The sequence below is a fragment of the Shewanella sp. BC20 genome, assembly GCF_003129585.1.
Lineage (GTDB): Bacteria > Pseudomonadota > Gammaproteobacteria > Enterobacterales > Shewanellaceae > Shewanella > Shewanella seohaensis.
Genome location: NZ_NHRI01000018.1, coordinates 57788 through 69543 on the forward strand (window position 1 = coordinate 57788; position 11756 = coordinate 69543).

8 protein-coding genes are annotated in these 11756 nt (G+C 51.0%); all 8 read left to right on the top strand.

What is annotated here, in order from left to right:
* Positions 1-201: 201 nt before the first annotated feature.
* The 8 genes from CBX96_RS17165 to tldD all read left to right on the top strand — a co-directional run bounded on the left by CBX96_RS17165 (position 202) and on the right by tldD (position 11674).
* Positions 202-1251 carry a rod shape-determining protein gene (locus CBX96_RS17165; protein WP_011624203.1) on the top strand — a complete coding sequence of 350 codons (1050 nt, stop codon included), beginning with the start codon at positions 202-204 and terminating at the stop codon, positions 1249-1251.
* A 44-nt stretch (positions 1252-1295) separates the two neighbouring features.
* Entirely contained in the window at positions 1296-2372 is a 1077-nt protein-coding gene (mreC, locus tag CBX96_RS17170) for a rod shape-determining protein MreC (RefSeq protein WP_109287513.1), read from the top strand.
* Complete coding sequence (gene mreD, locus CBX96_RS17175; RefSeq protein ID WP_109287514.1) at positions 2372-2860, top strand: rod shape-determining protein MreD; 489 nt, start codon at positions 2372-2374, stop codon at positions 2858-2860. The genes mreC and mreD overlap by 1 nt, the downstream gene beginning before the upstream one ends.
* Positions 2861-2862: 2 nt before the next feature.
* Positions 2863-3447 (top strand): nucleoside triphosphate pyrophosphatase, encoded by a 585-nt coding sequence (locus tag CBX96_RS17180; protein ID WP_109287515.1) that lies wholly within the window; start codon positions 2863-2865, stop codon positions 3445-3447.
* Between the two features lie 177 nt (positions 3448-3624).
* Positions 3625-5091 carry a ribonuclease G gene (gene rng / locus CBX96_RS17185; RefSeq protein WP_049764552.1) on the top strand — a complete coding sequence of 489 codons (1467 nt, stop codon included), beginning with the start codon at positions 3625-3627 and terminating at the stop codon, positions 5089-5091.
* The gene (locus tag CBX96_RS17190; protein WP_109287516.1) at positions 5091-9344 is read left to right on the top strand and encodes a YhdP family protein; all 4254 of its coding nucleotides are present in this window, start codon (positions 5091-5093) and stop codon (positions 9342-9344) included. Before rng ends, CBX96_RS17190 begins: the two co-directional genes overlap by 1 nt.
* Positions 9268-10116, top strand: a complete 849-nt coding sequence (locus tag CBX96_RS17195; protein ID WP_011625006.1) for a carbon-nitrogen hydrolase family protein — start codon at positions 9268-9270, stop codon at positions 10114-10116. The genes CBX96_RS17190 and CBX96_RS17195 overlap by 77 nt, the downstream gene beginning before the upstream one ends.
* Positions 10117-10225: 109 nt before the next feature.
* A complete protein-coding gene (tldD, locus tag CBX96_RS17200; RefSeq protein ID WP_041416705.1) occupies positions 10226-11674 on the top strand; it encodes a metalloprotease TldD in 1449 nt (482 codons plus the stop codon).
* The last annotated feature ends 82 nt before the right edge of the window (positions 11675-11756 follow it).

Below are 11756 nucleotides of genomic sequence, written 5' to 3' on the forward strand. Positions count from 1 at the left end.
ATTGAGAGTGGTTTTTAACTGTTGGATTTTTCATCAATAAAGCGCTTTTTTCGATTAAATAGTGTTTTTGAGCGGCACATTTGAAAAAAAATCACTCCATTAGCGATTGTTAACCTCAACGGTCTTGTGGAATCAGGGTGGCATTGATAAAGTTAGCTGATTTTTCTTTTCTTCTGACTCCACAGAATACAGGCTAGTTACATGTTCAAGAAGCTGCGTGGCATTTTTTCTAATGATCTATCGATCGATTTGGGTACAGCTAACACCTTAATTTATGTTCGTGATGAAGGCATAGTCCTCAATGAGCCTTCTGTTGTTGCTATACGTGGTGAGCGTAGTAGTTCTGGTCAGAAGTCTGTTGCCGCTGTCGGTACAGAAGCCAAACAAATGTTAGGCCGTACCCCAGGCAATATCCAAGCAATCCGTCCGATGAAAGACGGTGTGATTGCCGACTTTTATGTGACAGAGAAAATGTTGCAGCACTTTATTAAACAAGTGCATAACAACAGCTTTTTTCGTCCAAGCCCACGCGTTTTAGTCTGTGTTCCTGTTGGCGCAACCCAAGTTGAACGCCGTGCGATTCGCGAGTCAGCCATGGGCGCAGGTGCCCGTGAAGTCTATTTGATTGAAGAGCCAATGGCCGCAGCAATTGGTGCGGGTTTACCTGTATCTGAAGCCACAGGTTCTATGGTTGTGGACATCGGTGGTGGTACTACTGAAGTCGCAATTATCTCCTTGAACGGTGTGGTGTATTCCTCTTCTGTACGTATCGGCGGTGACAAGTTTGATGATGCCATCATCAACTATGTACGCCGTAACTACGGCAGCTTGATTGGTGAAGCAACGGCTGAGCGCATCAAGCACACTATCGGTACTGCTTACCCAGGCGATGAAGTATTAGAGATTGAAGTCCGCGGTCGTAACTTGGCCGAAGGTGTACCTCGTAGTTTCACGCTGAACAGCAACGAAATTTTAGAAGCACTGCAAGAGCCATTATCAGGCATTGTGAGTGCAGTCATGGTGGCATTAGAGCAATCGCCGCCAGAATTAGCGTCTGATATCTCTGAGCGCGGCATGGTATTAACCGGTGGTGGTGCCTTACTGCGTGATTTAGACCGTTTATTGATGCAAGAAACTGGAATTCCAGTCATGGTGGCGGACGATCCTCTGACCTGCGTAGCGCGTGGTGGTGGTAAAGCCCTTGAAATGATTGATATGCACGGCGGCGATCTGTTCTCCGAAGAAACCTAATCTAACTTCGGTATGGGGCGGTTAATCACCGCCTTAGCTTTCCTATGAAGCCTATTTTTGTTCGTGGTATTTCGAACCAGTTCCGTTTAACACTGGCAATTATCCTGTCGGTGATTTTGCTCGCCGCAAATCACCGTCTCGAGCCTGCCCGTGAATCCCTTTCATCTGCCTTAAGTCCCATCCAATACCTTGCGAGTGTGCCCAGTGCGATCCTCGATTGGTCATCGGAGAGTTTTGCTACCCGCAATATGCTGGCATTGCAAAATAAAGAGTTGTTAAGGCAACAATTATTAATGAGTGAGCGTCTGCAGCGTTTCGAGCATCTGCGTCAGGAAAACGAGCGTTTACGGGCCTTGTTGGGGTCGCCTGCTTATCAGGATTCCCGCAAGATGGTAGCCGAAGTGATGGAGGTGGCCAGCGATCCTTCCCATCATTATGTGGTGCTGAACCACGGTTCGCGCAGTGGGGTATTTGTTGGTCAACCGGTTGTGGATGCCCAGGGCGTCGTCGGCCAAGTTGTTCAGGTTAGTGAGATGACCAGCCGCGTGCTCTTGCTCTCCGATGTGTCCCACGGTTTACCCGTACGAATTACCCGTAACGATGTGCGCTTAGTGGCGAATGGTACTGGCGAGCTCGATGAGATTGAACTGCGCCATGTGGCCAAGAGTACCGATATTCGCGTTGGCGATTTATTAGTGACCTCGGGCCTTGGTAATCGTTTCCCCGAAGGTTATCCGGTGGCGCGGGTCATGGAAGTCTTGACCGAAGATGGTCAGAGCTACGCGCGTGTCACGGCTCAGCCGTTAGCGGCGCTCGATAGGATTCGTTATCTGCTGTTGATTTGGCCATCCCCAGATTCTGGCGTGACTTTGCCTAATCAACTCCCTGTGCCCGCGGCGGATCGCCCTGCGGAAGAAGCCAAACCCGATGCCGGCAATGGCAGTGCTAATCCTCAAGGCGCGGCTGCTAATGCGAGCGCGCCGAGTAGTGCAGCACCTAATACCACGGCACCTAATAGCACCACTCCTAATACGACAGCGCCGAATGCCGCTGCGACACCAAGCAATGCTAATGGTGCATCGAATGCTGCCACCACTCAACCGCCAGCCGAGGTGCACTAATGAGTTTACAAGCTGCTAATGGCAGACTCGTGGTATGGCTGACCCTCTTTGTCGGGCTCTTGAGTCAGATTATGCCGCTGCCTTCGATTGTCGATGCCTGGCGTCCCGATTGGCTATTGATGATCTTAATTTATTGGTCAATTGCGCTGCCCCACAGATATAACATTCTCACCGCCTGGCTGATGGGATTAGCCCTCGATATTCTACTCGGCGCCACCTTAGGCGTGCGCTCGCTCGCCATGTCGCTGGTGATTTATATTGCGATTTTGCATTGCCAGCGTTTACGTAACTTCCCTAAGTGGCAACAGTCGCTGGTGGTGATGGTGCTGATCGTCATCTATCACCTGATCATCTACTGGGTCGAGTTTGTGATGGATGGCGCTAAGTTCCATACGGATCTGTTCTTACCCGCACTATCGGGGCTGGCATTCTGGCCATGGATTTTTTGGATTTTACGTCGTGTTCGACGTCATTATAAGGTTCGTTAGTCGTGAATTTAGTCTTAGCCTCAACCTCGCCGCGCCGTAAAGAGTTATTGACTCATATTGGTTTAGGCCGCGCCGAGTTTCGTTTTACCCAAGTGGCACCGGATATCGACGAAACCCCGAGGGCAGGTGAGTTACCTCGCGACTATGTACAGCGACTCGCGGCCGAAAAAGCCCAGGCAGGGCTTGCATTATGCTCAGGCATGTCACAGCCTGCTGTATTAGGTTCTGATACTATCGTCGTGCTTGAAAACGAAATATTAGGTAAGCCTGTAGATGAGGCCGATGCCAAGCGGGTTCTGCGCGCACTTTCGGGTAAGGCGCACACTGTGATGACAGCTGTCGCCTTAGCTATGGCTGACCAAACCTCTGTACGTTTAGTCGAAACCTTAGTGCGTTTTTGCGTGCTGTCGGACGCCGACATCGATGCCTACGTTGCCTCACAGGAGCCAATGGATAAGGCGGGTAGCTATGGGATCCAAGGTTTGGGCGGTTGTTTTGTCGAATCCATTGAGGGGAGTTACTCCTGCGTCGTGGGTCTGCCCTTAGTGGAAACCCGCGAGCTGCTATCCGCGGCGGGCATAGGCTAATCCATGGATTAAGCGACTCGTTAACGGGCGCAATATGAGGCCTTAGTTGAGTATCCGCTAGACAAACTTCTGTGATATAGGTTTTCAGGCTTAACACATACTGAGATTAATTTAATTTCCCTAATGGGGTGAGTCGTGAATACCGGTCGCTTAAATCCGAATAAAGTTCAGCGCAAGATGGGTTCAGAATTACTGATTAACGTAACCCCATCTGAGGCACGTGTGGCTCTGGTTGAGCATGGCGTGCTGCAAGAAGTCCATATCGAGAGGCGCATGAAGCGCGGTCTGGTGGGCAATATTTACAAGGGCAAAATCAGCCGTGTGTTGCCCGGCATGCAAGCCGCCTTTGTGGATATTGGCTTAGATAAAGCCGCGTTTTTACATGCCTCCGATATTGTGCCGCACACCGAATGCGTGGCCGATGTGGAAAAAGGCCATTTTGTGGTCCGTGATATCGCCGAGTTGGTTCGCCAAGGGCAAGATATTATGGTGCAGGTGGTAAAAGATCCCCTCGGCACTAAAGGTGCGCGCCTGACCACAGATATCACCCTGCCTTCCCGTTATCTGGTATTTATGCCTGGCTCCAGCCATGTTGGGGTCTCCCAGCGGATTGAGCAGGAAGAAGAGCGCAGTCGCCTTAAGAAAATCACTCTGCCTTTCGTCGATGAAGATGGCGGCTTTATTATCCGCACCGCCGCCGAAGGCGTAGGTGAAGATGAACTTGCTCAGGATGCGGCTTTTTTGCGCCGGGTATGGTCTAAGGTCTCCGAGCGTCGTCAGCGCCGCGGAGTGGCACTTTTGTATCAAGACCTCGCCCTGCCAGTGCGTATTGTGCGCGACTTTGTCGGAACCGAGCTCGATAGAATTCAAGTCGATTCGCGCCGCACCTTTGCCGAGCTGCAAGCCTTCGCCCAAGAGTTTATGCCGGAAATCGCCGACAAGATTGAGCACTATTCAGGGCCTGCACCGATTTTCGATCTCTACGATGTGGAGAATGAAATCCAGCGCGCACTGGGTCGCAAGGTCGAACTCAAATCGGGTGGCTATCTGATTATCGATCAGACCGAGGCCATGACCACGGTCGATATCAACACAGGTGCCTTTGTTGGCCACCGTAATCTTGAAGAAACCATCTTCAACACGAACCTCGAAGCGACCCAAGCGATTGCGCGGCAACTGCGGCTACGTAATCTCGGCGGCATCATCATTATCGACTTTATCGATATGCTGAGTGACGAGCATAAAACGCGGGTACTCAATAGCTTAAATAGCGCGCTCGCTAAAGACAGAGTCAAGACGAATGTCAGTGGCTTCTCGGGTCTTGGGTTAGTCGAAATGACCCGTAAGCGCACCCGCGAGAGCTTGGAGCACGTGCTGTGCGGCGAATGCCCTGCCTGTCAGAGCACGGGTAGCATGAAGACGGTTGAAACGGTTTCCTACGAAATCTTCCGCGAAATCATCCGCTTGAATCGAGCCTATGATGCCGATGAGTTTTTGCTTTATTGCTCGCCCGCTGTATATAACAGCTTAAGTGGCGATGAAAGTCATCTGGTCGCCGAGCTTGAGGTCTACATAGGTAAACGCATTCGCCTGCAAAATGAGCCCATGTATTCCCAGCACAAATACGACGTGGTGATGATGTAGTGGCAACGCTTTTTACTGCGAAAAAACTAAGCCGTTTTTGCTGGCAATTACTGGCGCTGATCTTAGTCTTGTTTGCCCTGACGGTAAGCTTGATCCGCGGCTTATTGCCCCAAGTCGACGGTGTGCGTCAGCAGTTAGTTGAGTATGTAAAAAGCGAATATCAAATTGATGTGCAAGTCGGTGAGTTATCCGCCCAGTGGCAAGCCTTTGGCCCGGCCGTGACGGTTGATAATCTGGTGATCCCACCGCAGGAAAAACTTCCCGTCACTGTGCTGGTTAAGAACGTTCAAATTAAATTGGATTTTTGGCAATCGCTACTGACGACCAGCCCACGCATCGAAGATGTGAATTTCGATGGCGTTCATATTGCCCTCGATATCGACAAATTATCGGGCACTAAGGCGCAGGGCGCGGCCAATCAAACTTCGCAAACCGATTGGCTATATAAATTACTCTTAAAGCAGCTCGAACGTTTCTCGCTGACGGATGCCTCGGTGCAGCTATTGAGCTTGCAGCATGAATATCGACCCATCCACATTCGCCACCTTAACTGGCGTAATAGTGGTGAGCGCCACCGCGGCGCGGGGGAAATTTACCTCGATAATAATGCCATGGTAAATGAGTCGCTGGGTTTGCAACTCGATCTTCAGGGTGACGCAACTGCGCCAGATACGCTGAAGGGGCAAATCTATCTTGCGGCCCAGTCCTTAGATTTGGGCGAATGGGCATCACGCCAACCGAATCCCTATGATCCGAGCAAGAAGTTACCCTTAGAAGGGGTGGTCAATCTCAAGGCGTGGTTTGATTTTGCCCATCGTAGCATCAGCGCGGGCTTAGTGCAGTTTGAACCCAGTTGGCTGCAATGGTCGATGGAAGGTGAGCCGCAAAAGTTTGAAATCCAGTCCGGCAGCATTAGCTGGCTACCTAAGGAAACAGGCTGGGAGATCCGCAGTGCGGATTTGGATTTTGTGACCAATGGCGAGCATTGGCCTGACCTTAAGCTTGCGGCTAAGCAGCAAGACGATGCTTTTTATGCCTATGTGAGTCGCTTGGATTTACCGACCCTATTCCCACTCTTGCCATTATTTCCGGGCGTCGATTTAGCCGTCCTTAAGCAATGGTTTCAGCTGGCGCCCGAAGGCAGTATTGGGCCGATACGTCTCTATCAAAGCGCCAAGCAACCCTTGCTGGCCAGTACTCATATCAAGCAATTGCATTGGCAGAAAGTCGAAGGCATACCTAACACCAACCCTTTAGATTTAGCATTACAGTGGCAGCATGACAGTTTAGTGTTTTCACTGCCCGAGCAGACCTATACCCTCGATTTTGGCGAACAGTTCTCAGCGCCTTTAGTGCTGCATGGCGCTGCGTTAACCGGCGCTTTCGACACCCAAAAGGCGACCTTATCCGTGCCTCAGGTGCAGCTTGAAAACGACGATATTGGGGTTTCGGCCGCCTTAAAACTGGATTTTAGTGCCGCAGCCAGTATGTCACTCGCCGCCAATGTGGCCGTCAAAAATGCCGCCAATGCGGATAGATACTTCCCCGTCAAAGCCATGGGCGAGGCGTTGGTGGAGTATTTGGATGGCGCTATCAAGGCGGGGCAGAGCCAAAACGCACAAGTGTTATGGCAGGGCGCCTTAGCGCATTTTCCCTTCGAGGATAATAGCGGGGTCTTCCAAGCGGCCTTTACCTTAGACAACGCCGAGTACCAATTCCAACCCGATTGGCCAGCGGTGACTGAGCTTTCTCTCGATGCCTTATTTGAAAATGCCCGCATGGATATCTGGGTCAACCAAGGCAAATTGATGAATGTGGTGGCCGATGGTGCCCATGTGTTTATCCCCGAATTAGGCGAGCATTCGCTGTTAAAAATTCAGGCCGATCTCGCCACCAATGGTAGCGCCGCCACCCAAGTATTGCAGGCATCACCGCTCGCCGATACTGTGGGCAAGACCTTAAGTGTCGTACAAGTGCAGGGCGCGGTCACAGGTAGTTTAGACATCAGCATTCCCTTGTATGAGGGTGAGGCCGAGGATATCCGTGGTCAAATTGCCTTTGATAATACGCCAGTATTTATTGCCCAGCCCGGTTTGCAGCTTAAGGCGGTGACGGGCACAGTGCAGTTTGCAAATCAGATTGTAGAAGGCAAAGGTATTCAATCGCGTCTATTTGAGCAGCCCTTCGAATTTAGTTTTGCCACTAAACCCGAAGGCAAAGATTTTGCGCTTAATGTGGATATGAAGAGCCGTTGGGATCTCAGCCGTTTACCACAAGATCTGCACAATCCATTGAGTGATTTCTACCAAGGTAAAGTCGCTTGGGGTGGCAACTTGAATATGGTGTTCGACGATCAAGGCTATCAAATTCAAGCCAATGTGGGTTCGGATCTGGTTGGCGCAAGCTTGAAATTACCGGGTGCCTTTGCAAAACCCGAAGATGAACCTAGACCCCTAATGGCGGAGTTTTCTGGCGATCAACAAACGGCGACGCTCAGGGTTAAACTGGATAAGCAGGCCGAGTTTGTCGGTGGTTTCGAGGCTGAAAAGGGCACCCAATTCAGTTATTTTGATTTGTTATTGGGTCGACTCTTCGATGTAGGCGAGGTATCCAATACCGAGCAGGGACATATCCAGATCGATGTGACTAGCGGCAAACTCATCAATTGGTTGCCAGTGATCAATGCCTTTGTCGGCACTGATCATCAGCCTGTCCGTACTGGTATTTTGGTCGAGGAGGCGAGCCATTCAGCTTTGTTCCCCTCGGTTGCTGGGATTGATGCCAATATCGGCAAGTTTGATTTATTGGGGCAAGGGCTGACCGAACTCAGATTGAGTGCCAAGCCAAACGAACATGGCTGGCGTTTCGATGCCGTGGCCAGCGAGTTTGAGGGCACGGTCGATTTTTATCCGAATTGGATGACCCAGGGCTTAAAAGTTACCGCCAATAAGTTTTATTTCTCCCCCGAAGTTAAACCCGAAGGGGAAGGCGATTTCGCTGCGGATCAGGTGCTCACCAATTTACCGCCCGTCGCGGTGAATGTGGAAGATTTTCGTTTCTTCGATAAACCCTTTGGCAAGCTGGTGCTGCAGGCGAGCCCACAAGCTTCGGGCTATCGAATTCAAACACTGTCTTTGACGACGCCAGAGGTGTCATTACAGGGGAATGGTATTTGGCAGCAACAGAATGGTCAGAACCAAACTGAATTAACGGTGAGTTTGAACGCCAGCCAGTTTAATTATTTGAGTCAGCAATTAGGCATCGACCCTGGTGTGAATGAGGCGCCACTTAAGGTGAATGCCGAGCTAGCTTGGCAGGGGGCGCCCTATGCGTTTTCCCTCGAAACCTTAAACGGAAAAATGAAGTTTGAGCTGGGTAAGGGGCATCTATCCCAAGTGAGCGATAAGGGCGCGCGGATTTTTTCTCTGTTCAGCCTCGACTCCTTAGTGCGTAAGTTATCCTTAGATTTCAGTGATGTGTTCGGCCAGGGCATGTACTTCAACTCCTTTAGTGGCAATCTACAAATCGATAATGGTGTGGTTAAAACCACGGATACCGAAATGGATGCGATTGCGGGCAATATGAAGGTGCGTGGCTATACGGATCTCACCAGCGAAAGCTTAAATTACGATATCCGCTTTGTGCCGCAGTTGGCGTCGAGTGTGCCGACTGTAGTGCTGATCAGCACCAGCGCTTGGACACTAGGCCTTGGCGCTTTTGCGCTTACCAAGGTACTCGAACCTGTGATTGAGGTTATTTCTGAAATCCGTTTCCGTGTGACAGGCACTATGTCTGAGCCTGTGGTGGAAGAGCTCGAGCGTAAAAGTAAAGAGATCGAGATCCCCGAGTCGATTCTGCCCATGGTGGGTGGCGAATTGCCTGCGCCAACCGAGGGCGCTGAGCCTAAGACTGATGCGGCGCCTGTCAAGAATAGCGACCCGATTAAGACAAATGCTACGCCACACGTCGAGCCTGAAAAAAACAATGAGCAGCCTGCGCCAGATGCTGATAAACCTAAAGTTGAACCAGTAAAAGCGGTCGATGAAGATACATCGCCGCAAGCGCCAACGCTCCCCAAGGTAGAGCCTGCTGAGCCGCCCAAAGCCGAACCAGAACAGCCTAAGCCTGTGAGCCCTAAGGTGGCATTGTCGATAAACACAATTCAAGGAGATAGTCATGCGCATCAGCCTGTTGCAATGTCAGAGCAGTCGCGACGTCAGCGCGAATCTGTTGTTTATCGAATCGCAGCTTGAGGAATTAACCCGTCAGCGTCTGCAATGGGATAAAGATGCTCCTCATTTAGTGGTGCTGCCAGAATGCAGCCTGCTGTTTGGTGGCCATGAGAGTCAGCAACTCGCCTATGCCGGCGACAGTCATCTTAGCCCGTTAAAATCTGCCTTAAGTGCCTTAGCTGCCCGTTACTGCGTGTATATGGTGGCGGGAACCATCCCCGCGCTGGCGGAGGATGGGCGCGTCTACAGCCGTTGTTATCTGTTTGATGATAAAGGTGATACCTTAGGGCAATACGATAAACTGCATCTGTTTGATGTGGATGTTGCCGACGGCACGAAGCAATACCGCGAGAGTGAAACCTTCTGCCCTGGCAATCATATCAGCGTCATTGACACCCCTTTTGGCAAAATTGGCTTGACCATCTGTTATGATTTACGCTTTCCGGATTTATTCAGGGCGCTACGCCTCGCAGGAGCCGAGATTATCACCGTGCCTTCGGCCTTCACTAAGGTCACGGGAGAAGCCCATTGGCAGGTATTATTACAGGCCAGAGCCATTGAAACCCAATGCTTTATTTTGGCTGCCGCCCAATGGGGCGCCCATAACGAAGGCAGTCGCGAGACCTGGGGGCAGAGCATGGTAATAGGTCCTTGGGGCGAGGTGATTGTCGAGCAGAAAACCGGTACAGGTTGGGTGCATGCCGATATCGATGTGGCCGAGGTGCACAGCATCCGCAGTAAAATGCCCGTGGCGCAACATAATCGCTTTACTGCACCGAACCTTAAGCCTTGAACAGATTAAGCCTTCAACAGATTTAGATGAAATAGACTCACAGCGAATTTAAGTTATTTTAAAAATGAGTGAGTTGCCAATTTTAGCCAAGCTTTCAGAGAGAACCGCGATGCCTTTTTTAGCACAAGTAGAGCAAAGTTTATTAAAGGGTGGCTTAGCCCTCGATGGGTTACAAAGTTATTTAAACACCATACATCAACATAAAGTCGATTTTTCGGATCTCTATTTCCAAGGTAGTCGCCACGAATCTTGGGTGCTCGAAGATGGCATTATTAAAGATGGTAGCTTCCATATCGAACGCGGTGTCGGTGTACGTGCCATCAGCGGCGAGAAAACCGGTTTTGCCTATGCCGATGATATTACGCCAGCGGCCTTAAGCGCTGCGGCCGAGGCGGCGCGCGGTATTGCTGGGGCGGGTGAGCAGGCCAAGGTTCAGGCTTTCAAACGTCAACAAGTCTTTGCGCTGTACGATAGTCTCGACCCTATCGCCGCCATGGAAGAAGTGAAAAAAATCAACCTGCTGAAAGAGGCCGATGCCTATATTCGTAGCCTCGACAGCCGTATTATCCAAGTGGTGATTAGCCTTGCTGGTGTGCACGAAGAAATCCTGGTTGCCGCCAGTGACGGTACTTTGGCCGCCGATATTCGCCCGCTAGTGCGCTTTAATTGCAGCGTTATTTTAGAAGAAAATGGCAAGCGTGAACGTGGCAGCGCCGGTGGCGGTGGTCGTCACGATTACAGCGTGTTTATGGTGACGGATGAAACCGGTTTACCTATGTGCTTTGCCTTCGCCCGCGAAGCGGTGCGTCAGGCGCAAGTCAATCTGAATGCCATCGATGCGCCAGCCGGAGAGATGCCTGTGGTACTCGGTAACGGTTGGCCGGGCGTGTTACTGCACGAGGCCGTGGGTCATGGCCTAGAAGGTGACTTTAACCGCAAGGGCAGCAGCGCCTTTAGTGGCATGGTCGGCGAGCAAGTGGCTTCAAAACTGGTGACTGTCGTGGACGATGGCACGCTTGCGAATCGCCGTGGCTCACTGAGCATCGACGATGAAGGCGTACAAACCCAGAGAACCGTGTTAATCGAAGACGGTATTCTCAAAGGCTATATGCAGGATAAATTAAATGCGCGCCTGATGGGCGTGGCACCAACGGGGAATGGCCGCCGTGAATCCTATGCGCATCTGCCTATGCCTCGGATGACTAACACTTATATGACTGCGGGCGAGTCTGATCCGAGCGAGATCATCAAGTCGGTGAAGAAGGGCATTTATGCGCCTAATTTTGGCGGCGGTCAGGTTGATATCACCTCGGGCAAGTTCGTGTTCTCCGCTTCTGAAGCCTATCTGATTGAAAATGGTGAAGTGACTCAAGCGATTAAGGGCGCTACCCTGATTGGTAATGGCCCAGAAGCCATGAGCCAGATTTCCATGGTGGGTAACGACATGGCCCTAGATAAGGGCGTTGGTGTGTGTGGTAAGGATGGTCAAAGCGTGCCTGTGGGTGTAGGTCAACCAACCCTCAAACTTGACCGTTTAACCGTTGGAGGCACCGCGTAACCCGCTTGTTTACTGTCTAGGCAGCACTTAAGGCGGTGGGTTCTAGCCGCCTTCCATGATGGATGTTATCATTTGCAAAGGA